Origin of the sequence: Caproicibacter fermentans (genome assembly GCF_009746625.1) — a bacterium.
Lineage (GTDB): Bacteria > Bacillota > Clostridia > Oscillospirales > Acutalibacteraceae > Caproicibacter > Caproicibacter fermentans.
The window spans coordinates 225,661-247,080 of record NZ_VWXL01000014.1 but is presented as its reverse complement, the minus strand read 5'-3'; the positions used below and the strand labels follow the sequence as shown (position 1 = coordinate 247,080).

At 53.0% G+C, this 21,420-nt stretch carries 16 protein-coding genes; 3 read left to right on the top strand and 13 right to left on the bottom strand.

Going from position 1 to position 21,420, the window contains the following annotated elements; translation table 11 throughout:
• Positions 1-9: 9 nt before the first annotated feature.
• From CAFE_RS03060 to CAFE_RS03000, 13 genes are all read right to left on the bottom strand, one after another.
• Positions 10-948 carry a glycosyltransferase gene (locus CAFE_RS03060; RefSeq protein ID WP_156989744.1) on the bottom strand — a complete coding sequence of 313 codons (939 nt, stop codon included), beginning with the start codon at positions 946-948 and terminating at the stop codon, positions 10-12.
• On the bottom strand, positions 929-2,065 hold the full coding sequence (locus tag CAFE_RS03055) for an FAD-dependent oxidoreductase (RefSeq protein WP_156989743.1): 1,137 nt from the start codon (positions 2,063-2,065) through the stop codon (positions 929-931). Before CAFE_RS03055 ends, CAFE_RS03060 begins: the two co-directional genes overlap by 20 nt.
• Positions 2,066-2,084: 19 nt before the next feature.
• A complete protein-coding gene (locus tag CAFE_RS03050) occupies positions 2,085-2,873 on the bottom strand; it encodes a sugar phosphate isomerase/epimerase family protein (RefSeq protein ID WP_156989742.1) in 789 nt (262 codons plus the stop codon).
• Positions 2,870-3,802, bottom strand: a complete 933-nt coding sequence (locus tag CAFE_RS03045) for a Rossmann-fold NAD(P)-binding domain-containing protein (protein WP_156989741.1) — start codon at positions 3,800-3,802, stop codon at positions 2,870-2,872. The genes CAFE_RS03050 and CAFE_RS03045 overlap by 4 nt, the downstream gene beginning before the upstream one ends.
• The gene (locus CAFE_RS03040) at positions 3,799-5,133 is read right to left on the bottom strand and encodes a sugar phosphate nucleotidyltransferase (RefSeq protein ID WP_156989740.1); all 1,335 of its coding nucleotides are present in this window, start codon (positions 5,131-5,133) and stop codon (positions 3,799-3,801) included. The genes CAFE_RS03045 and CAFE_RS03040 overlap by 4 nt, the downstream gene beginning before the upstream one ends.
• 41 nt (positions 5,134-5,174) lie before the next feature.
• A complete protein-coding gene (locus tag CAFE_RS03035) occupies positions 5,175-7,640 on the bottom strand; it encodes a cellulose biosynthesis cyclic di-GMP-binding regulatory protein BcsB (protein WP_156989739.1) in 2,466 nt (821 codons plus the stop codon).
• Positions 7,641-7,709: 69 nt separating this feature from the next.
• Positions 7,710-9,950: a glycosyltransferase family 2 protein gene (locus tag CAFE_RS03030; RefSeq protein WP_156989738.1), complete on the bottom strand. Its 2,241-nt coding sequence runs from the start codon at positions 9,948-9,950 to the stop codon at positions 7,710-7,712.
• 15 nt (positions 9,951-9,965) lie between these two features.
• A complete protein-coding gene (locus tag CAFE_RS03025; RefSeq protein WP_156989737.1) occupies positions 9,966-11,582 on the bottom strand; it encodes a hypothetical protein in 1,617 nt (538 codons plus the stop codon).
• Between the two features lie 458 nt (positions 11,583-12,040).
• Positions 12,041-13,345 (bottom strand): MATE family efflux transporter, encoded by a 1,305-nt coding sequence (locus CAFE_RS03020; protein WP_330593839.1) that lies wholly within the window; start codon positions 13,343-13,345, stop codon positions 12,041-12,043.
• A 179-nt stretch (positions 13,346-13,524) separates the two neighbouring features.
• A complete protein-coding gene (locus CAFE_RS03015; protein ID WP_413814414.1) occupies positions 13,525-14,661 on the bottom strand; it encodes a M20/M25/M40 family metallo-hydrolase in 1,137 nt (378 codons plus the stop codon).
• A 70-nt stretch (positions 14,662-14,731) separates the two neighbouring features.
• The gene (locus CAFE_RS03010; RefSeq protein ID WP_066649667.1) at positions 14,732-15,916 is read right to left on the bottom strand and encodes an iron-containing alcohol dehydrogenase; all 1,185 of its coding nucleotides are present in this window, start codon (positions 15,914-15,916) and stop codon (positions 14,732-14,734) included.
• A gap of 124 nt (positions 15,917-16,040) precedes the next feature.
• Positions 16,041-16,973: a pseudouridine-5'-phosphate glycosidase gene (locus CAFE_RS03005; RefSeq protein ID WP_156989735.1), complete on the bottom strand. Its 933-nt coding sequence runs from the start codon at positions 16,971-16,973 to the stop codon at positions 16,041-16,043.
• A gap of 32 nt (positions 16,974-17,005) precedes the next feature.
• Positions 17,006-18,124: a PfkB family carbohydrate kinase gene (locus tag CAFE_RS03000; protein WP_066649486.1), complete on the bottom strand. Its 1,119-nt coding sequence runs from the start codon at positions 18,122-18,124 to the stop codon at positions 17,006-17,008.
• A gap of 188 nt (positions 18,125-18,312) precedes the next feature.
• On the opposite strand from CAFE_RS03000, the gene CAFE_RS02995 reads away from it, so the two are divergent.
• The 3 genes from CAFE_RS02995 to CAFE_RS02985 are packed head-to-tail and all read left to right on the top strand — an operon-like array spanning position 18,313 to position 21,403.
• Positions 18,313-19,014, top strand: coding sequence for a Crp/Fnr family transcriptional regulator (locus CAFE_RS02995; RefSeq protein WP_066649487.1), 702 nt, complete (start codon positions 18,313-18,315; stop codon positions 19,012-19,014).
• 50 nt (positions 19,015-19,064) lie between these two features.
• The gene (locus CAFE_RS02990) at positions 19,065-20,570 is read left to right on the top strand and encodes a YjjI family glycine radical enzyme (RefSeq protein ID WP_066649490.1); all 1,506 of its coding nucleotides are present in this window, start codon (positions 19,065-19,067) and stop codon (positions 20,568-20,570) included.
• The gene (locus CAFE_RS02985) at positions 20,567-21,403 is read left to right on the top strand and encodes a YjjW family glycine radical enzyme activase (protein WP_066649493.1); all 837 of its coding nucleotides are present in this window, start codon (positions 20,567-20,569) and stop codon (positions 21,401-21,403) included. The genes CAFE_RS02990 and CAFE_RS02985 overlap by 4 nt, the downstream gene beginning before the upstream one ends.
• The last annotated feature ends 17 nt before the right edge of the window (positions 21,404-21,420 follow it).

Sequence of the window (21,420 nt, the reverse complement as noted above, 5' to 3'; positions counted from 1 at the left end):
GCAGTTCCCTCATTTCAGTTTCTCAATCGATGAAATCAGGTATTTCTGCTTTTTAAACACAAGGGAAAGGATCAGCTCCAGATACTTGATAATGATAGTCTGAATGCCGAATACGCCGAAAAACCCGGCGGAAATCATACCCATCAGGGGCGCCCACCCCTCGACGGGACGTTTTTGCCCGAAATAAACGGCGACCGTATAAGCCCCGGTTCCCAACATGAACAGGGCCATTAAAATACAGAAAACAAAAGAAATTTTGTAGGCGAGATCCGTAAAAAGGACCAGAGAATCCATCGCCATGTTTCGCCTGTTTTTTCGCTGTTTGGAATTAGATTTACGAGATGGGAGCATTCGATTTTCATAGAAAATATTTGCCATTTTCAAACCGCAGGAGGAATAAACAGCTTTCCGGTAGAATACGGTCTGACCTATGGCGTCAACGCGGTTAATCGTTCTTCTTGATAAAAGCCGAAAATATTCGGTTCCCAGTTTTTGGCCGCTGATGGAAAACAGGTTGAAAATCCGATAAAAAAGCATCGATTTTCTTCCTCGCATGTTGCGGGGCCGCGCATTGACAATATCGTAGCCGGACAGTGCCTTTTCAAAAATATCCGTCATCAAGGACAGGTCAAAGTCCACCGGGATCCTGTCGAATTCAAAGACAAAATCTCCGATGGAAAGGTCGACTCCCGCTTTCATCGCGGCCTCCATTCCGTGGTAATATCCCATATTGATCAAACTGACCGGGCAATCATTTACTTTTGCCGCGAAATCTCTGATCTGTTTCAGGCTTTCATCCGTCGAATCGTCGTTCACGCAGATCAATTCATATTTCACGAACTTTTCGCTCAGCAGTTCATGGATTCCTTCAAGCTCGCCCTGTATGATGTCCGCGTCATTATAGATATAGATGACCACAGATACAAAATTATTCTCCCTCGCCGCCATGAAATAACACCTCGTCCAAATCGTATATTGTATTGACTTTACCGGAAAGAACGCTGATAAAAGTGGGATTGACGGAAAAAGTGCGGATTACAGTGGGTCGTGAATCGTCAATTTCGGAATCCATTAACACCGGCTTCATGGAGTAAAGGCTTTTCCGGTACTGAAAGCCGTATTCGCTTCGCAGATATTTATGTGCAAGGCCCGACATATAGCTCCAGGCGCTTGGCGGACTGGCCGGGCAGGTATTGCAGTTTCCAAGCTGCTGTGGGGAACATGTGCCGCGGCTGGCCTGCTGACAGGGAAACGTCGGCACGGAATCATAATTTGTCATATGTGGGGTAAACGTGACCGACGTCAGAGAATGATACCCGGTTCTGCCAAACGGCATAATGGAAAAGAACGGGCCGTCCATAACCGTTATTCCCACGTTTTTCAGTTTTTCATCCGCTCTGCACAAAATGATTTCGCACAATTCATATTTTGCCTTAAACGGCTCATAATTCAGCTTTGCCAGAATTTGATTGACCGAAGCATAGGTCGTATTCAGCACAAACGCGCTTTCCAGGTTGCTTCCATCGGCAAGAGTCATCCGGTAACAGTCGTTTTCCTTTCTGAGTTCCTGAATCCGGGCGTGATAAATCACGCTCACACTATCTGTTTGCCCGATTTCATGAAGAAAATAATCTCTCAGCATCGCGGCATCAAACGTATACTCTTTTGTCAGAAAGGCTCCCTCACAAAGGTTTGGTTTAAAAAATTTTTCAGGTTCCACCCGCTCGCAACGAATACCGGCACTGTGACAGAATTTTTGAAACTGCTCGGCGCTTGTCCACGAAAACGAGGCGGATATCGCATAAATTTGGTCAAAGGTTTTCAACAGACAAAACGAATAGTCGCGGCAGAACCGCTCAAAATAGGCTGCCGATTTGGCGGCTGTGGAAAACGAACGCGGATAATGATACCCCATATGCACCCGCGCCTGATTGATGAAAGTGGCTCTTTGAAATGCCGCATCCTCATATTCCAGCACAACCACCCGTTCGCCCCTGCTTCCGCATTGCAGGGCCGCGTAGAGTCCGTAGATTCCCCCTCCGATAATGATGCGGTCATAAACCATGCTCCCTCTCCCTCCCTATTTACCCGAAAACATTTTGCAGCAGATTCATCGATTGAAACACGGTCTGCAGATTTCCGGGATTTTTCATTTCCAGTGAAACATAACCGGCATATCCGCTCCGCCGAAGCAGGCGCATCAGTTCCGCGTGTTCCGGGCGTGAATGAACCGGCCCCAGCCCAGGCTCGCTGATGTGAACATGATGGACCAGCGGCAGAACGTACGCAACCGCTTCCGGTTCTTCGTGATTTTCCAGCATTGTTCCGAAATCCAGGTTAAGACGGAATCCCGGCGAGTTCACGCGTTCCACCAGCTCCGCCGCCTCAAGGGTCGTATTGATAAAATTGGTTCCGTAAACGGCGGGATTTGCTTCCAGCGAGATCACCGTACCGTTTTTCAGGGCATAGTCTGCCGTCTCTTGAAAAAAAGCCACTGCGAGCGGGTATTGACCGGCGCTTTGCATCACACGGTTGCGGGGGCAGCCGAATACCAGATTCATGCAGCCGCATGCCGAAGCAAAATCGATTGCGCCGCGCGTATAATCCATCAGGGTTTCCCGTTCCTGCCGCGGCCCAAACAGATTCTCCGTTCTGCCGAACCAGATGGACTGCATGGAAACAATCCGGAGTCCCCGGCGTGTTTGCAAATTTTGAGCAAACAGCGCCGCTTCGCCGGCTTTTTCATAAACAGGCATTGTCAGAATCCGTGTTGGAGCAATTTCCAAACCGGTAAATCCAAGCCGGCTCATTTCCGAATAAACCTCTTCATCCTGCTCCGCCTTCCAGGCGATGTTGGAAACAGACAATTTCATTGCGGCCGATACCTTTCAACAAAATTTTTAATATCGCGCATGACGTACTCGCGGTCAAAAAGATAGCCGTTTTTACCGCCCCATTGATTTGCGTAAATTGTTTTGAACCCATAATCCGGAACTGCCTTTGCAAGCTCGTTATGAAACTCCCTTCCCGTCACAAACCGATACAGGTCGGAAATGCGCACCGGTTCCGTTGCAAGATGAATCAGCGGCAGCCGCTCCTCAAGCGCGCGCATGAGATGTCCCCACAGACAGGAAAGCGGATAAAACTGAAAAATTGCCCGGCTGTCCGTAAAATTGACCGCACTGAATTCCAGCCGCTCAAACATGGCTTTCAACATTTTCCGATCCTCCGCGTTCATTGCTCCGCACCGGTAAAAGCCGTTTCCCTGATCCTGATAAAAATCACGCAGCCGGGGTTCGCGGGCGGACAGCTCCGTGAATTTGCGGTCCGTCAGCAAAGACGGGATCACATGAATCAGGTCAAAAATAAAGTTCTTCTTCAAATTAACACCGTACAAGCCGGGCAGGCGTACAATCAGGCAATCCCTTCCGCTTCCCCTGACCAGCTGCTCCAGGTGGAATCGGTTTGATCCGTAAGGGGACAGCCCGGACAGGCTCACCGCGCTTTTTTCATCCACTCCCCTGGGTTCCGAAAAAACGTCGATTGTGGAAATCAGGACCAACCGTTTCGGGTCAATCCGTTCAATGTTGGAAAACGCTTCTTCAACGTCGGCGAGGTCGCGGTCCGGGAACCGGTCCGCAAGAAACTTTTCCGCACGTACGCCCGCGTAAACCAGCAGGTCCGGTTTCGTTCCGTATGCCTCCCCAATATTACCGGAGTGATAAAGCCCGCCGAAAAAGCCCCGTGACTCCGCAAGCAGGTTGGAGCCGACAAACCCCGTATCGCCCACCAGACTGTTCATTTCGGCGTTTCCCCCTTTCCCCTGCGATCTTCATTCGGCATGCCGGAACCTCTCTGAACTTCAAGAATCACCAATTCCTCCGCCGCGCTGACGGAATGCGTGGTACCCCGCGGCACCTGAACGCAGTCGCCGGTCTTCAGCGCCCGCTCCCGGTCCCCGATTGCGGCCCGGCCGCTGCCGGAAAGAACGGTCCACAGCTTGTCCTGGTTCTGCCTGCAGACCGGGCCGAACGCGCCCCCCGCCCGAACCCGTACTTTGCGGATCATGGTATAATCCCGGCTATCTCTTGAAAAATCAAGGACGGATGCCGTGCCCCAGCTTCTTTCCTCAAAAACGGGCCTCGGCTCCAGCCGGGTGACAAATTCTTTCAGGTGCTGACTTCTGTTTTTATCCGTCACCAGAATCCCGTCGCTGCTTGCGACAACCATCAGGTCTCTGATTCCCATGGCGACAACCGGGATATTGGTTTCGTTCAGGATATTGGACCCGATACACTCCGGATCCATCATACAGTTTCCCCAGCTTGTGCGATCCATAATCTCCGAAACCGCGCCCCAGGTTCCAAGATCCTTCCACATGCCGTCAAAAGGGACGACAACCAATGAACTTGATTTTTCCAGCACCGCGTAATCAAAACTGACGGCGGGCAGTTTTCCGTACCGGGCGCACAGGGCGTCATACTCCTTCGGCAGGCGCAGCTCGGACAACTTTTCCAGAACACTGCCCACCCTGAGGCAAAACACGCCGCAGTTCCACAGGGCTCCCTGCCCAAGCAGTCTTTTTGCCTCTTTTTCATCCGGTTTTTCTTGAAACGAATCAATCGGCAGGAAATCTCCGGCCTTGCCCTTTGGAAGAATATAACCGTATTTTACGGACGGGCCGGTCGGTTTAACACCCATCAGAGCAATTTCGGCTCCGCTCTCGGAAAGCGCCGCGGGCAAACGGCGCACCGTATCAAAAAAGGACTGCTCGGTATACGGGTCCACCGGCATAACGCAGACAATGTCGTCGTTTTTTGCATGCAGTCTGCTTTTTAAATACGCGCACGAAAGGGCCACCGCCGCGAACGTGTCGCGGCCCTCCGGCTCCAGGGCAATCCGTACCTTTCCCAACTGGCCGGAAAGAAGCTCGGCCTGCGTTTCGTCGGTGCAAATAACACAGCAGCCGTCCAACTCCGCCCTGCGGATCTGCTTCCACACGCGCTGCGCCATGGAGCAGGGCAATCCGGTTTCTTCATCCGTCAGGATTTTCAGGTACTGTTTTGAACGCATCGGTCCGGAAAGCGGCCAAAGGCGTTTTCCGGAACCGCCGGAAAGAAGAACGGTATACACTTGTTTTTCATCCTTCCCCAGGAAAATTTCAGTAAAAGGAGTCAGCGGTGATCGTCTTTGAAATGAGCGGGTCCATTTTTCTTTATTGGGCTTTCCGGAGTTTCGGCAGCGGAGGGCAGTTCCGCGGCAGCGCCATCTTCGCGGCTGTCCTGGTCTGGTCCGCCGTATGACGCGCCAAAGTCGGATTCATCCGGTTCTTCGGCGGCACGGGAATTTCCTTCCATGCTGAGTCTGATTTTCTCGGCGTTCTGCTCGAACCGTTTTTTGTTCCGTTTTGCCTGAATCAGCAGATACAGGCAAAGAAGGATCAGAACGAGAATCAACCCCGCCGCCCACACCGGTATGCCCGTGTACTTTTCGATCAGATATTTGATCCGTTCCCAGGACAGAGGCACCTTTTTCTGGGATTCCCCGGCGCCTGCCCCTATCGTATACCCCGTGACATGATTCTGCGCGTCAACGACGCTGAGCTCATCAGACAATTTGTTAATTCTGGAGCTGTCGCTCAGAAAATCCTGCAGATTCTTTTCCATTCCCTTATCATAGGTAATCACATAGATTTTTTTATAAAAGTTCCATGGTGACCGGATGACCTGAAACACGATTTTATTCTGAAGCGTCTCGGCGGTCAGCGTCAGCCCATTCGCAATGTGAAACGCGCCGTCCTGTGCCGGCACGACGCCCAGCGCGGCGGAAACCTCCTCCGGCAGGCTGACTTTATCGTTGGAACCGATAAAAATCATGTTCTTTTTTTTGTCCTCCTCCGTAATCTTCGCCGCGGAGGAACAGAGAGAATAGTCAAACGTCTGTCCGGTTTTCTGGCCGACCCTGACGGACAAAAGGCTCATCACGGTGAGGTTATCCGGGCTGGAGTCGTCCGGCATGGAGACCATCACGTCTGCGGTATTGTCCGCGGAAAACGTGGGGAACGACGGAAAATTCAAAAGCGTCGGAGTCACGCCGGCGCTTCCGGGCTCAAAATAAAGTTCGGAATCCTTGTTGATCACGGTCCATGCGGTATCATACCAGTCCTTGGAGCAGTCGATTTTTCCAAGATAGTTGTATACGTCGATTTTTACGCTGATTGTTTCCTGTTTCAGCGCTTCGGCGGGAATTCTGACCTTGATGTTGCCCGAGTCTGCGTTGGAGGAATTCAGTTTCACGCTGCCGCAGGCCGTGTCGTTGATATAAACGGAGAGGAGAGAGCTGTCGGGCATTAACGCTTTGGAATGCCGGAATTTTATATTGACGTATGAAGCGGCGCCGCTGCTGACGTCGCTCGGCTGCGTGAAATTCATGGTTGTGGTCTGATGAAACGCCCCGGCCAGATTGACGTCGTCATAGCCAAAATCCTGAAACGTATAATAACCGGAGTTGTTCGGCTTTATCCCGGCGGAGATGTCCGAAACGGCGGATTTGACCGTCAGGCTTTTTCCCCCAATTTGATTCAGGTACGCGGGAGCCGAAAAAAAGTCCACTGCCTTTTTAAGCCCTGCTTCGTCCCTCCCGGTAATCAGGGCGTTTTCGCCCTTAACCGACAGAAAACCTTCGTTTTCCGCAAGGGCTCCCGGCAGGGTCAGATTCGCGTTCCCAGACCAGTTCTGCAAAATTCCCAGATAAATTTTATTTTTGATGTTCGGGTCGGCGGGTTCGGATTTTGAAACTTTAAAATCAAGAAGATTTTTCCATCGGCTGCTGCTTCCGATGGCGGACGCCGCTTTCAGCATATATGTAATGTCAGTTGTTTTCGGATTCGACGGCAGGACAAATTCGTTTTTTAAGCTGAATCCGTCATCCAGGTTATCATAATAATAGGAATAAAGATTTCCAAGATTCGGTTCGGCATACCGAGCGATTGCAAGGTGCAAAAAAGAATCCGGGTCAAACCGCACCCAGTTGGAAGGGTTATCAATATCCGCGCAGTCGCCTTCAATAGACCGCTGCGCGGTGGTAATCGTCAAGGTGTTGTAGCTGCCGTCTGTTTTTAAAAGGGAAACAGGAACGGGAATTTTCCACCACGATGCCTGATTTTTGACAACGCTGAGGATCCACTTCGTATCGAGGTTTGTTCCGTTGACCGCAATCGTGATGCTGGAACGGTTTTCAAGCAGGGTGCTGGAAATATGCAGATCAAGGTTCAGATAGCATCCATCCTGCAGCACGGTCCCGTTCGGTATCCGGAATGTGTAGGAAGCGGTATTCCGCGGCATGCTCAGGTGGACCGTCTGAGAAAACAGCTGAATATCCGCCGAATCGCTGTTCAGGCGGTTCAGTTTCCCCTCCAGGACAAGTTCGTCCGCTTTCTGTTTTGCCGCGTCGGCCTCGGCGGTAAGGCGGTCGCCCTCTTCCTTCTGCTGCCTTTGCGTTTCATTGAGCGCCGCGGAGGAAGTTGTTTGTCCCGCCCCGGCCGCAAAGCAGGTCACCGGCAGCTCCGTATACAATAAAGACACCAGCAGGGATAAAATGACAAGCAGTTGAGCAGGATATGGTTTTTTGACCTTGTGCATTTTTCATTCCTCCAGACATTTTTGACTTTCGAACAAATAAGCTCCGCCTTTGCCTCATTACTACAGAGATCAGCCTGTGTTTTCCCCCTCGTTTTCCGCTGCCGGTTCATCCAGACCATGAATCGTCTTTTCCCAGTAAAACGGCTTTCGAAGCAGTTGGAACAGGGCTTTATAGGCGGCCACACTCATTAAGGCCCAATAAGCCGGAGTCAGCAAGGCGTATTTGATTAAGGAATAAGAAAAGGACTGCTGCTTTTTTAAATTACAGTCTCGAATGACGGAATACATGCCGACCATATTGATGTAGGTAAACATAAAATTCCCGAAAATCAACTGGATCATGGAAATATAGTAAAGGAAACCCGGGAACAAATACTGGATCCACCAGGCCTTAGTTGCAAACCAGAGAATCATCATCAGCCAGAGGAACGGATTGATCAGCGGAAGCACGGGCGTGCCGAAAACCATCGCCTGATAGCCGATAAAGCCGCGCAGCCCCAGTTCACGAAACAGCTGCACCGGATGCCTCATGTGAACAAACCAGGTCTGCATGTAGCCCTTGATCCAGCGCGAACGTTGCCGCGTCCAGTTTTTCAGATTCGAATTTGCCTCTTCCCAGGTTCTGGAGTCCAGCACCGCGGTTTTATACCGGAACTTGAACAGCCTTACGCCCAGATCGGCGTCCTCCGTCACGTTAAAGGGGTCCCAGCCGCCGACTTCCCGCAGAAAGCTCATTTTAAAGTGGTTGGAGGTACCCCCCAGCGGAACCGGGATATCCATCTGCATCACGCCGACCAGAAGATTTTCAAACCACATGCTGTATTCCTGCGTAAAGAGCTTCGTCAGAAAATTCTGATCGCTGTTGTAATAATTCAGCTTTGCCTGAATGCAAACAAATTCCTCCGGCAGCATCTGAAAAGAAAGATATGCTTTTTTCAGCTGGTCCGGTTCCGGCCGGTCCTCCGCGTCATAAATCACCACATATTCTCCGCGCGCCTGCAAAAGCCCGTAATTGCAGGCTTTCGGCTTTGTCTGCGGCTGTGATTTTGGAACGATGATCGGAGAAAACTCAAACGGAATGTCTCCCGATTTCTGAATCGCCCTTACCGCCTCAATCGTCTGCAGGTCGTCCTCTTCCAGCAAAACGCGCACGTCCAGCTTATAACTGGGGTAGTCCATTGAGGCGATGTGCCGCAGCAGCGTTCTGATCACCTCGGTTTCATGATAAACCGGGATCAGAACCGTATACACCGGAAGGTCTTTTTCGTCGATCTGTTCCAATTCTTCCCGTGTAAATCGCAGCTGGCTGTTTTCGTCCTCTCCCCGCAGAACCAAATAGAGTTTCAGAATCGTCATAAGCGCATAAACGATCTGTATCGCCATGTTAACCACAAAAAGAGTCGCGAACCAGTCCACAAGAATCCCGACCAATATTGCAATCCCCAGCACGATCAGCGTAATCAGCTGCGGAGTGCTGAATGTAACAATCGCGGAATTCTGCGGCTGGTTGTCGTACAGGTCGAAAACGCTTTTGTGCCGCTCAATCTTCTTATAACACCGATCCCATAAATCGCTCATTTCCTCCGGTGTGGCCAGAACCTGCTCGACCGGTTTTCTGAGAAAGGAGGCGATTTCGCCGACCGCCGCATCGTCTAAGCGATTCGGCACAGCCAGCAAAAAAGCGTCCTTCCATTCGGATACAACGATCGCTTTGTGCTTATCCGCCAACCGATACGGCAGCTTACGCACTTTCGCAAGATCGACCTCGTCCCCGAGGCGCCCCAGCTCAAATTGGTTTGCAAGCTCCCGACAAAGGGTTTCCTGATCCACATACCGCAGGAAAAGCAAAATATCGCCCAGCCGGCCGCCGCTCCTCCGCTGCATATTAAGCGCGTTATTAAGCTGCTCCTGCGTCAGAATTCCGTCGCGAAGAAGAATGTCGCCCAATCTGCCCTTATCGCGGCTGTGCTTCTGAAGCGTCTGTTCCAGGGAATCCTGAGACAAAAGGCCGAGATGGACGCAGATGCTGCCGATTCGTCCGCCGTTCTGCTTTTGGTAGTCCAGCGCTTTTTCCAGCTGATCCCGTGTAATTTTCCGGTCCTGGATCAGCAGTTCGCCTAACCTGGAAAACTGATTCTGATAGATAAAATCGGAAAGCTGGTATGCTGTAAGGTACCCGTACCGGATCAGGCAGTCTCCCAGCAGGCCGCCGTCCCGCTTTTGGAGCTCAACGGCGGTATCCAGCTGCTCATCCGTAATATATCCGGCCTGTACCAGTCTATCTCCCAATCTGATTTCCGGTTTGTTCATCCTTTAGCACCGCCTTTAACCGGTTACTTGAAACAGTTTATAATCCCCGAAATCGTATACTTCTCTGCACCAGTCGGCGCCTTGGGCATACAGATTCGGGTAGGCAACGTTAATCGCATCGTAGTTGCTGACTCCCTTCGGGTCCGGCACCAGTAAATACTCAATGCCGCTGCCCACCGGGTCCGCCACACATTTTTCAAAATCCGGGCTGCTGCTTACCACCAGATTCTGAAAATTGTTCACATTGAGAGCAACGTTATAGGTGGTGAATACATCCGTCAGGACTCTTTTGTCCGGCAGCTTGTCATTGATGTAATCGGCGATTTCCAGATTTTCCTGATAAACGTGCGTCCCTATTTCCTGATCGACGATACTGCTGTCTTTCAGCACGTTATTCAGCAGCAGAACGGACAGAACAAGGGAACAAGGGAGCAGTATTTTGAAAAGCAGTCTGCCCTTTTTCTTAACCTGTTCGGCCTGCCGTCCCCGCCGCGCGGGCAGTCCATAAGGCTCAGGCACGGTTTCATTTTGGAAAGTCGACATCTCGTAAGGCATCCAGGCGACGCAGGTCGGAAGGCTGTAGCAGAAATAGCGAAGCCATCCGTAAGAAGTTCCTTTCCAGTACATTAAAATATGAAAAGAAAGAAGAGACATGACAAGGAAAAAAAGGCACAAAAAATCGTAGCGAAAAAGAGTTCCCCGAAACACGCGGACAAAAACGATCGTAAGAAAGAAGACCAAAAACGGCATGGCTCTGAACAGCACATACTGCGTCAGGGCCGAAAATGTCGTAACCCCCGAAGCGAAGGCGCTCTGCCCCGCGTTGGAATAGCCGGAATTTAAAAAGTAGAGAGGATTTCCGGTAATAACAAGACATAACAGAATCCACACGATGCCGGCGTAAGCCGCAGGAGTATAAAGGGTTACCAGCGTACCTTCAATATAATGAAAACGCTCTCTTTTGGCGTTACCGACCAACCAGTACGGTTTTTCGCGGGGGTTATACAGAATGTTCAGAATGATGCAAACGCCGATTCCGACCGCAAACGGAATCGCTTCATACCGGATTAGAAAGCCGCCCACCAAGCCAAACGCCATTTTAATAATATAGCTGCCGGTCCCGTAGGTAAACCATAAAGTCAGATTACAGATACAGTAAACCAGAAAAAAAATAAACATACCCTCGCTCATTCCGTTTGACCCATAATAAAAAATATAGGGGTGCAACGCGTAACAAAGTGTGATGAGCAGGGAATATCCAAATGAAATGCGGAATTTTTGAAATGTCTGAAGGAGGATCATGGCGGTAAGGGCCGCAAATGCCGCGGATACAATGTCCCCCGCCACCGCGCGGGAAGCCATCGGCTTCCAGACGGTTGAAAGGGCAACCAGCGGAATTTCCAAGAGACTGGGCAACGGATTCCAAATCAACCCCATAGAACTCAGGCGCGGGGGGGTTACAAACAGAACATAGTAAGCGTTCGCCACCCGGCTCATGGCATCGCCGGGCAGAATCTGCTCATAGATCCCGCGGTATGCCCCGTAAGCGGCCTCCGTAACAAAAATCATTACAGTGACCGCCGCGATCCACAGCCGTTCAGAAAGGAATTTTCTTTTTTTATTATCCGTCATCAACATTTTAAATCTCCCAGGGCGTTGGTAAAAATTGTTATCTTTTTTTATTTTACTCTATAATTACAAATATTTCCATATAAACAATCGCTTATTTTCCAGCATTTGAATTATAGCAAAAGAATCAATTTTTGTCACGAATTTTTTCTATCATCATCCATCAATCTTATCATGACAAAGGATTCCCTTTGTTTTGCTTCCCCGGTGACAAGCCATCTTGAACCACCAAAAGGCCCGCGCCAGATATTTTACTGTTTCCCGTCAAGAGGACAATAAAAAACTATTTTCTTTTATATTCTCTCTGGTAACTTTAACCTTTTCCTCAATCGTTGCTTTCGACTTGTTCGGCATAGAAATACTCCCTTCATGATGTACAGTGTTTTTCCTTTTCACTGTCTCTCATAAAGGGAGCATATCAATATCACGGGCGCGGGGCCTCGCAATTTTCCATTTTATTTTTATATGACCTTGAGCCGCTTCCATTTCCCGTTTGCAAAGCGAATGAGAAAGACGATCGAGCGGACGATCCAGTCGATAAACATGGCCAGCCACGTTCCTAAAAGCCCGAGGCCGAGATACAGGCTGAGCACATAGCTGAAGCCGATCCGGAAAACCCACATGGAAATCATCGAGGTCGCCATCGTAAACCTGGCGTCTCCCGCCGCGCGGAGCGCGTTGGGAAGCGTAAAGGAAACCGGCCAGATTACCGCGTTGAAAACCGCAAAATAGACAAGGATCTGAGCCGCGCTGCCCGTTGCATCGGCGCTTAGATTGAACACTCCGACAATCGGTCCCGCGAAGAAGAATAGGAGTACATTCAAAACGCCCATGGACAGGTACGCGGCCTTCATCAGCCGCTTGGTGTACGAAACGGCGTGGTCATAATCCTTCGCCCCGACGCACTGCCCGACCACCGTGATCAGCCCAAGCCCGATTGCCGCGCCCGGAATGTTGGAAAAACTCGAAACGCTGTTCGCGATCGCGTTGGCGGCGATCGCGGAGGTTCCGAATGAAGTGATCAGATTCTGAACAAACAGCTTGCCGACCTGAAACATCCCGTTTTCCAGCCCGTTCGGAACTCCGATCCCAAGAATCCGGCGGATCATATCCGGATGAAATTCAAATTGAAAGATTTTTTCAATGAAAATTAAATTGTCCCTGCCGCGAATCAGCACAAGCATGAGCACCGCCGCGGCAATTCTGGAAAGCAGGGTCGCCGTGCCGGCCCCCGCGACGCTCCAGTTGAATCCGTAAATCAGAATGGCGTTCCCAACAATATTGATCAGGTTCATTAAGATGGAAACCATCATGGAGATGCGGCTGTTGCCCATCGAACGGTATAACGCCGCCCCGGCGTTATAAATCGCCAGAAAGGGATAGGATAACGCGGTAAGGTAATAGTATACCTGCGCGTTTGACATGACATCCGCTTCAATTCCGCCGAACACAAACCGTAAAATCTGCTGGCAGAAGATGACGGAAACCACCGTGATGCCGATTGCCAGAACCGTGATGGTATATAAAAGCTGTTTTGCGGACCGGCAGGCGTCTTCCCGTTTCTGACTTCCAAGATACTGCGACGCCACCACGGCCCCCCCGGTTGCCAGAGCCGCGAAAATCTGAATCAGCAGCGTGTTGATCGCGTCGACAAGCGAAATTCCCGAAACCGCGGCCTCCCCCGCGGTCGCAACCATGACGGTGTCGGCCATGCCGATGGTTACCGCCAGAAACTGTTCAATGACCAGCGGCCAGATCAGCCGCACGAGTTCCTTCTTCGAAAAGGGTTCCCTTTCTATGTAATCGCTTTGCGTAATACCGTTCCCTTCGCTTCTTCATAATTATTTAACCTGTTCTTAACATTTGAATTATACCATAGATATCCGCGATTTCAAACAGGCAAAGGCCCGAATCGGCCATGACGCGAAAGTTTTTCAGCAACGGCTCAATCAAATGTGTCAAGAATCAGGTCGAGCGCAAGGTTCAAACCGCTGTGCAAACTGGAAATCTCAACCCATTCCGAACGGGTATGCGCCCCGTCCCCCGCATAACAGCCGACGCACACGCTCGGAATTCCCATCGACAGCGGAATATTGCAGTCGGTGGAACCGGAATGGAACAGCGGTTCGCTGAGATAATGAGTTCTGACCGCCTGGGCGGCTTTTTCGGACAGCGCCCTCTGTTTTTCCGCATCGACATCCCCCATGCAGGGCCGTTCGCCGATCCGTTCGACATTGACGGCAACCCCCTTTGCACGATAGGCCTCGATCACCGCGCGGAAGTGCCGTTCCATTGCCTCCAGCCCCTCCTGCCGGTCGGAGCGGAATTCATAGAGCATCTCCGCCTGCTGGGCGATCGTGTTGACGGAGGTCCCGCCCTGGATTGTCCCCACATTGTAGGTGGTTTTTCCTCCCTTCGGAGGAACCATGGTGTACAGCGTTGAGATCATGGAAGAGAGGTATGCAATGGCATTGCGGTTCCCGAATTTCGCATAGGAATGCCCTCCTTCGGTCAGGACCTCCACACGGTAACGCCTCGACCCGACCGAACGGTTGACAACGGTGCTGTTTGAACCGTCAAAGGAATAAAACTCCTTAATTCTGCTTCCGTAGGTTTCCATGATTTTGCGCGAGCCCTTCAGGTTGCCAAGGCCCTCCTCCCCGGAATTCATCACCAGCAAAACCCCATGCTCTTTCGGCGAAAGGCCGTGCTGCGCAACATATTTCGCCGCCATCAGCAGAGCCGTCAGGTTCGCCGTGTCGTCCCCGATGCCCGGCGCCTTGATTTTACCATCCTCCACCACAACCGGCAGTTCATCCGTATCCGGAAAAACGACGTCGGTATGGGCCATAAAAACAACCAGCGGATTGTTTTCCTTGCAGCCGATGGGATAAACGACATTGAGGGCGTCGTCGATAAAAACTCCCTTCGCGCCCTGCTGTTCCAGCCAGCTTCTGCAAAACTCCGCGCGCTTTTCCTCGTGATTGGACGGGGCGGGGATTTTTGCGATGGTTTTCAGAAGTTCCAGCGCCTCTTCCCGGTTCCGCGACACTTCGTCCAGAATTTCCCGATTCAGTTTCAAACTCATCTCTCCTGACTTTTCTCTTATTCCAAAGGCCCGCGGGCAGTCTCGCCTGCGGGCCTTTGCCTTGTCAATGATTCGCCATCCTGTAAATCCGGTACACGTCCTCGCGGTCCAGTTCACGGAAATGTCCTATTTTCCTCTCGCCGCGGAACACACAGCGGTCGGCAAGCTCGCGCAGCGTCTCTTTGCTCTGCACCCCGATGCCGAGGCTGGAAAAATCGACGGGCATATCCAGGGATTTAAAATAGGCGACCGTTTTTTCAATTCCTTTCAGCGCCGCCTCTTCGGTCCCCTCTCCGCCGCTCACGCCCCAGACATTGCGGGCATACCGGGCAAAGCGCTCCGGCTTGGTTTCATAGCAGTATTTCGCCCACGACCCCCAGACGGTGGAAAGGCTTGCGCCGTGCGCCGCGTCAAACATCGCGCTGAGCTCGTGCCCCAGCTGGTGCGTCGCGAAATCCGTCAGGGCACCAAGGCCGGTCAGGCCGTTGTGGGAAACGCTGCCCGCCCACATCAGTTCGCTCATCGCCTGATACCCGTCGGGCTTTTCCAAAGCCTTCGGGCCGTTGCGGATCACCACGCGCAGCAGCGCCTCCGCAAGCTCATCCGTCAGCTCGTTCCCCTCCGTCGGGGTAAAATAGCGGTCCAGCGTGTGCATCATAATATCGACAACGCCGCAGGCAATCTGATATTTCGGAAGCGTAAACGTCAGCTCCGGATCAAGAAACGCAAAGCGGGGGCGGTTGTAAGCCGTACTCAGTCCGCGCTTCTCGCCGGTTTCCTGATTGGTCAGCACGGCGGAATCGCTTGTCTCGCTCCCCGCCGCGGAAATCGTCAGAATCACGCCGACGGGCAGGCTCCCTTTCGGTTCCGCCTTTCTCAGCCAGAAATCCCAGAGCCGGGTTTCGGGGTGAGTGGCGCCGAGGGCAATCGCCTTCGCCGTGTCAATCACGCTCCCTCCGCCAACTGCAAGAAGAAAATCCGCCCCGTATTCCAGCGCCAGCTTCACGCCCTGCTCCGCCAGATCCAGACGCGGATTCGGCTTCACGCCGCCAATGCTACGGTACTGCAGTCCGCCTTCTTCCAGCGTGCGGCAAACTCTGGAAAGCAGTCCGCTCTTTTCCGCACTGTGTCCCCCGTAAACCAGAAGCACCTTACTGCCGCCGAACGCGCGGATTTCAGCCGCCGCATCCCGCTCGCTGCCGCCCCCGAACACTACTTTGGTCGGTGAATAATAAGTAAAACCGTTCATGTCTGTCTCCTTTCCGTGATCCGGATTCCGGTTCATCTTAAGTTAGTATAACACCTTTTCCGCCGCCTGATAAGCCGGACAAAAAGAAAAGGCCCTCCGTCCGCAGACAGAGGGCCGCATGCCTTTATTCTGATTCGAGCCCGCACAGCTCGCAGGCAACCTTCGCGCCCAGCGCCGCGTTGTTGTAAACCAGTTTGATGTTGGCTTCCAGGCTTTTTCCGCCCGTGATTTTCTGGATTTTGTCCAGCAGGTACGGGGTGATCTCCTTCCCCTTGATTCCCAGCCGTTTGGCTTCTTCGCAGGCTTCGTCAATCGAACGGTTAATGTAGTCCGGATCCATGGCGTATTCCTCCGGAATCGGGTTAGTCACCAGCAGGCCGCCGCCCAGATTCAAATCCTGTTTTGCGCGGTAAATACGGGCCAGTTCGTTCGGCGTATCCACACGGTAATCCACATGAAAGCCGCTCGTGCGGGTGAAGAATGCCGGAAGCTCCTCCGTCTGATACCCTAAAACGGAAACGCCCTTGGTTTCCAGATACTCCAGCGTCAAGCCAAGGTCGAGAATCGATTTTGCTCCCGCGCAGACAACCATTACCGGGGTTTCGGCCAATTCTTCCAGATCGGCGGAAATATCCATCGTGACTTCCGCTCCGCGGTGAACCCCGCCGATTCCGCCGGTCGCGAAGACCGGGATACCGGCCAGAGCCGCAATAATCATGGTAGCGGCGACGGTCGTCGCCCCGTCCTCCCCGCGGGCCGCCAGGACCGGCAGGTCCCTGCGGCTCGCCTTGGTAACCGCAAGGCCCTTTTTGCCGAGGTAGGTGATCTCTTCCTCTGTCAGACCCGCGCGAAGCCTGCCGCCGATTACCGCAATCGTCGCGGGAACCGCGCCGTTGTCGCAGATGATTTTTTCCACGTTCATCGCCGTTTCCACGTTCTTCGGGTACGGCATTCCGTGGGAAATGATGGTGGATTCCAGCGCCACAACCGGTTTTCCGTTTGCAAGCGCCTCTTTGACTTCCGGCGATACAGTCAGATATTTTTCAAGTGATTTCATGTTACTAATCTCCTTTTCTTTCAGTCATACAGTCATAGTTCGGAATGGTACTCACAGCCGGTATTCTTCGACGCGTTCAGCCGGTTCAGGAGGGATTCCCGATTCAGCTCCGGACTGACGGTCTGCGGGCTTTCAATGCAGACGGAGGCGGCGGCCAGACCGGCTTCAGCGCATTCGCGCAGTGAAAGCCCCTGAATCCAGCCCCATGCCACGGCGGCAAGGAAGCTGTCGCCGACGCCCGTCGCGTTGACCACAGACGACGGAAAGCACGGCAGCCGAAAGCTCTCGCTGTGGTCCGCACAGTAAACGCCCCGGGTTCCCAGCGAGAGGAACACCCGCTCGAGGCCCGTCTCCAGCAGGATCTCCGCGGCCTGTTCTAGGGATCGGTCGTCCGTGATTTTCACGCCGCTGAGCAGCTCTGCCTCCAGCAGGTTCGGCTTGAGCGTGTGCAGATGCCCGAGCAGCCCGGAAAGCTTGCCGGCCTTCGCGGCGGACACCGGGTCGCAGAACAGCGGGCAGTGAATATTTTCCGCCAGGTAGCGCACCGTTTCCGCCGTCAGGTTGGTGTCCAGAATACATAGTGCCGCGTTTTCAATCAGATCCGCCTTTGTCTTTAAATATTCAGGCGTGAGCTTCTCATAAATTTCCATGTCGTTAACGGCCAGCTCCATATCCCCCGCATCATCCGTGAGATAAAGGTAAGTGGAGGTCGCTCCGCCCGGAACAGTCAGGGATTCCGAAAGGTCAAGCCCTGACTTACGGCATCCGTCCGCAAGCTGCGCCGCGTACGCGTCGTCCCCCAGCGCAGTGATAAACTTTACTCCAACGCCCAGCTGCGACAGATTGACGGCGATATTCCTGCCCACCCCGCCGGACGAAAGGGTCACGCGCCCCGGATTGGAGTCTTTGGGGATCAGCGCCCGGAACGGCTTGCCGCCGATGTCGATATTTGCCCCGCCGACAACAACGGCGTAGGGGTCCCGCTGCAAAATGTAGCCCTTGCCGCGGATCAATCCCTTTTTCATCAGGTTGGAGATGTGAACCGCGACGGAGGAACGGGTAATTCCCGCTTTTTCCGCCAGCTCCTGCTGCGAAATCAGCGGATTGTTTTCAATCCAGTGCAGAATCTGCCGTTCCCGCTGTGTAATCATTCTTCTGCCCCCAACAAATGTTTATATATGTAATCTTATGCTTACACGTTCATCTTAACAGGAGGCAGAAGAAAAGTCAAGATCCCGATTGAATTTTCTAAAACAGGACAAATGTCCTTTTATTATGTTCCCGGTTTGATATAATAAAACCAGAAGGAAATTATATTTAAAGGAAAAGGGGCACCGGTATGAATCTTTCCGAAACCCTCGGATCGGAGGGCAAAGCGCTGCGGGAAAAACTGGAACCGATGATAAAATCCTTTCCTTGCGGGGCTTCCGTTCTTCCTGTTTCGCTGGCCTCCGGAGAAGCGTTGATCCGCGAGGGGGATGCCTGCGAGCGGGTTTATCTGCTGCTGAGCGGCCGTGTCTCCGTCATCATCAGCCGGCCCCGTCTTTCCAGCTATACGGTTACGGAATTCAGGCCTTTTGAGTTTTTCGGGGAATACGAGCTTCTGGCGGGAAAAAACCAGTATCTGGCCGAAGTCAGGGCCGTCTCTCCCTGCCGCCTTCTCTCCTTTTCGGCGGGAACCTATTTGCAGTGGATGAAAAGCGACCCCGAATTTTTTTCCGAACGGGTCCGCAGCATTGTGGGCGCACTGCTGGATCAGGCGGTTAACGAAAGAACCCGCCATTTTCTGGACGCGCCCGGGAGGGTCATGCAGGTGCTTCTGCGCGCTTATGAAGCGTGCCGGGACCCGCAGGAAAGCGTCAGGCTGACTGTGACCCGTGCGGAAATCGCGGAGCGGACCGGGTGCAGCGTCCGCACCGTCAACCGGGTGATCCGCAGCCTTGCGCAGGCAAAGCTGCTGGACGTGACGCACGGCAAGATCAGACTGGACGCCGCACAGCGGCAGGCGCTTCTGCGTGAATTCGATCTTCGCCTTCAATAGGTTTGTGAAAAGTTTTATCAATAAAAATGTGACAGAATGGAGGAAACACAATGTTTGACCGGGAAGGCACCTACCAAACACTGACATCCCGCGAACTGACTCATGAGCAGAAGCTGATGGGTCTGGCAAAGTGCGCGGAAAACGCGCTGGAGGTTCTGAAGATTCCCCCGCGCACAAAGCACTATTTTGAATCCGGGGCAATCAACGACCTGTTTGAGGGAGGCGCACCGTACCGCCCGCGTTATATTCTGCCCGACTACGACCGGTTTGTGCGGCAGGGAAGCAAATTTTTAAAGCTTGACCCGCCGAAGACGCTGGACGAGCTGCTGTTTTCGCTGATGATTCTTTACCGCCATGTTCCGTCCATTACCAATTTTCCGGTCTACCTCGGCAGCGTCGACAAGCTGATCGACCCGTTCCTGGACGGTCACACCGACGCTGAAATCTGTGAAAAGCTGCGCCTGTTCCTGACCTATCTGGACCGGACGATTACCGATTCCTTCTGCCACGCGAATCTTGGGCCGGGCGAAACGCGCGCCGGCCGCCTGATTTTAAAGGTGGAGCGGGAAATTCAGAACACGGTCCCCAACCTGACGATAAAATACGACCCTGCCGTAACGCCGGATTCCTTTATGGAAGAGGCCATCAACTGCTCTCTGGCCTGTTCCAATCCGGCCGTCTGCAACGACCCTGCGAACCGCGCGCCGTTCGGCGAACGCTACGGCGTGGCAAGCTGCTACAACATTCTGCCGGTCTGCGGCGGAGCGTACACGCTCACCCGCGTCACGCTGACCGAGCTGGTCAAGGAAGCGGAAAGCGAGGGACATTTCCTGAACACACTGCTCCCGGAATGCCTCGGTCTGATCGCGGACTACATGAACGAGCGCATCCGGTTCATTGTGGAGCAGTCCGGGTTCTTTGAGTCGAATTTCCTTGTGAAAGAAGGACTGATTTCCAAAGACCGCTTTCTGCCGATGTTCGGCGTAACCGGGATGGCGGAATGTGTCAACACGCTGATGAAGGAAAAAGGCAAGATTTACGGACGCGACAAAGAAGCCGACGACCTCGGTCAAAGAATTATGGACCGAATTCAGGAGCTTGTAAACGGTTACGAAGCGGCTTACTCCCCGCTGACCGGCGGAAAATTTCTGCTTCACGCGCAGGTCGGGCTGGACAGCGACCTCGGTATCACCTCCGGCGTGCGCATCGCCATCGGCGACGAGCCGGACTCCTTCTCCGACCACCTGCGCCATTGCGCGCGGTTCCACCGCTATTTTCCGGCCGGCGTCGGCGACATCTTCCCGATCGCCGGCAATGTCGAGCAGAATCCCGCCGCGCTTCTCGACGTCGTGAAAGGCGCGTTCTCCCTCGGCGTGCAGTATATGAGCTTCTATTCCGCCGACACCGATCTGGTGCGCATCACCGGGTACCTGGTCAAGCGCAGCGAAATGGAAAAATACCGCAAACATCAGCCCGTGCTGCAAAACACCACCCAGCTTGGTTCGACGAGCTACGCGACGAACCATCTGGAAAAGCGAAAGGTGCGCATGGGATGACGAAGGCCCCCGTTAACAAAATCATCCCGTTCAGCACGGTGGACGGCCCCGGCAGCCGAACCTCCGTTTTTCTGCAGGGCTGCAATCTTGCGTGCGGCTACTGCCACAACCCCGAAACACAGCGGCTCTGCAATTCCTGCGGAGCCTGTGTTTCCAAGTGCCCGGCGGGAGCGCTTTCCCTGCGGGACAATTGTGTTTTCTGGGACGATGCAAAATGTGTTTCCTGCGACACCTGCATCGCCGTCTGCCCAAACCGCGCTTCGCCGAAGGTCCGTGAAATGGACGCGCGGCAGGTCATGGCGGAAGTGGAAAAAAACATTCCGTTCATCCGCGGCGTCACGGTTTCCGGCGGGGAATGCTCCCTGTACCCGCAGTTCCTGACCGAGTTTTTCACACTGGCAAAGCCGCGCGGCCTTTCCTGCCTTCTGGACAGCAACGGAACCGTTTCGTTCTCCGCTTTTCCCGAACTGATGAAACTCTGCGACGGCGTGATGCTGGACGTGAAAGCCTGGTCGACTCAGACTTTTCAAAGCCTGACGGGCGGTGACAACGCGGTCGTAAAGGAAAACCTTCGCCATCTTTCGGCGATTGGAAAACTGGAGGAGGTCCGCATTGTCTGCCTGGACGAAAAGGTTGACGCCGAAGCGGCGATTCGCGGAATCGCGCAAACATTGGGTTCCGAAACGCCGGGCGCCCGCCTTGTTTTGATCTCTTTCCGGCCGTTTGGCGTAAAAGGGGATTTTTCCTCTCTCCTCTCCCCCTCCTCACAGCGAATGCGGGAATTGCGCGAACTGGCCGCCGCTGCGGGTTTTCGCCGGATCATTGTCAAATAAGGAACAAAAATTATTTT

What these genes read in the sequence shown, in the direction of transcription:
- CAFE_RS03035 (WP_156989739.1), bottom strand. Translation starts at nt 7,640, where the DNA reads ATGCACAAGGTCAAAAAACCATATCCTGCTCAACTGCTTGTCATTTTA.
- CAFE_RS03005 (WP_156989735.1), bottom strand. Translation starts at nt 16,973, where the DNA reads ATGAAATCACTTGAAAAATATCTGACTGTATCGCCGGAAGTCAAAGAG.
- CAFE_RS03050 (WP_156989742.1), bottom strand. Translation starts at nt 2,873, where the DNA reads ATGAAATTGTCTGTTTCCAACATCGCCTGGAAGGCGGAGCAGGATGAA.
- CAFE_RS03010 (WP_066649667.1), bottom strand. Translation starts at nt 15,916, where the DNA reads ATGAACGGTTTTACTTATTATTCACCGACCAAAGTAGTGTTCGGGGGC.
- CAFE_RS03060 (WP_156989744.1), bottom strand. Translation starts at nt 948, where the DNA reads ATGGCGGCGAGGGAGAATAATTTTGTATCTGTGGTCATCTATATCTAT.
- CAFE_RS03055 (WP_156989743.1), bottom strand. Translation starts at nt 2,065, where the DNA reads ATGGTTTATGACCGCATCATTATCGGAGGGGGAATCTACGGACTCTAC.
- CAFE_RS03030 (WP_156989738.1), bottom strand. Translation starts at nt 9,950, where the DNA reads ATGAACAAACCGGAAATCAGATTGGGAGATAGACTGGTACAGGCCGGA.
- CAFE_RS03045 (WP_156989741.1), bottom strand. Translation starts at nt 3,802, where the DNA reads ATGAACAGTCTGGTGGGCGATACGGGGTTTGTCGGCTCCAACCTGCTT.
- CAFE_RS02995 (WP_066649487.1), top strand. Translation starts at nt 18,313, where the DNA reads ATGAATCTTTCCGAAACCCTCGGATCGGAGGGCAAAGCGCTGCGGGAA.
- CAFE_RS02990 (WP_066649490.1), top strand. Translation starts at nt 19,065, where the DNA reads ATGTTTGACCGGGAAGGCACCTACCAAACACTGACATCCCGCGAACTG.
- CAFE_RS02985 (WP_066649493.1), top strand. Translation starts at nt 20,567, where the DNA reads ATGACGAAGGCCCCCGTTAACAAAATCATCCCGTTCAGCACGGTGGAC.
- CAFE_RS03000 (WP_066649486.1), bottom strand. Translation starts at nt 18,124, where the DNA reads ATGATTACACAGCGGGAACGGCAGATTCTGCACTGGATTGAAAACAAT.
- CAFE_RS03025 (WP_156989737.1), bottom strand. Translation starts at nt 11,582, where the DNA reads ATGACGGATAATAAAAAAAGAAAATTCCTTTCTGAACGGCTGTGGATC.